Below are 1053 nucleotides of genomic sequence, written 5' to 3' on the forward strand. Positions count from 1 at the left end.
CCCATCGAGGAACATCTGTTGGATGTCGAGGTTGCGGCCGCCGCGGATGATGCCGAGGGCGGTGAAGGCGTCGCCGCCGCCGTCGGTGTCGATCTCGAGGCGTCCGACGGTGCCTTGGGCGACGATGCGCAGGTGGCCCGACAGGTCGCTGCCGTCGAAGCCGGTCAGGATGTCGCGGAACTCCAGCCGGTCGCCCTCGCCCAGGTTGAAGTCCTTCAGGTCGTCGCCCGGCGCGGCCACCGCGTCGGCGTCGAAGACGAAGGTGTCGGCCCCGGCCCCGCCGCGCAGCACGTCGCCGTCGGCGCCGCCGATCACGGTGTCGTCGCCGGACTTGCCGAACAGCTTGTCGGACCCGGCCAGGCCCAGGATCGTCGTGTTCTCGCCGTCGATGCCGTTGAGCGTGTCGTTGCCCAGCGTGCCGGTGACCTCGGCGCCCGGATCGGGCGGGGTGACGGTGTCGAGCGTCAGCCCCGGCCCGGCCACGGTGGCGGTGTTGCCGGTGGTGTCGGTGGCGGTGACCGAACTCGTCAGCGGCCCGTCGGCGAGGCTCGACAGGTCGAGCGTGACGCTGCCGTCGGCGGCGATCGTGCCCGAGGTCACGCTGGCGCTGCCGTCGCTGACGGTGATCACGGCGGTCGCGTCCGCATCGAGCCCCGAGAGCGTGAAGCCGACCGCGCCGACCTCGTCCGAATCGATCTGCAGGTCCGGCGCCGAGAGCGCCAGGTTGCCGTCCTCGTCGGCCGAGCTGTCGGGCTGGGTGCGCAGGTCGAGCGCGGGCCCGGCCACGGTGGCGGTGTTGCCGCCGGCATCGGTCGCGGTGACCGAGCTGGAAAGCGGCCCGTCCGACAGCGCCGTCAGATCGAGCGTGACGGTGCCGTCGGCGGCGATCGTACCCGAGACGACGCTGGCGCTGCCGTCGCTGACGGTGATCACGGCGGTCGCGTCCGCGTCCAGCCCCGAAAGCGTGAAGCCGACCGCGCCGACCTCGCCCGCGTCGATCTCCAGATCCGGCGCCGACAGCGAAAGGTTGCCGTCGTCGTCGCCGGTGTCGGG

At 72.6% G+C, this 1053-nt stretch carries 1 protein-coding gene; it reads right to left on the reverse strand.

What is annotated here, in order from left to right; all coding sequences use genetic code 11:
* Positions 1 to 1053: Ig-like domain-containing protein (locus MWU52_RS17900; protein ID WP_246954719.1), on the reverse strand; the 1053-nt coding region annotated here is incomplete at both ends.

The sequence above is a fragment of the Jannaschia sp. S6380 genome, assembly GCF_023015695.1.
GTDB lineage: Bacteria > Pseudomonadota > Alphaproteobacteria > Rhodobacterales > Rhodobacteraceae > Jannaschia.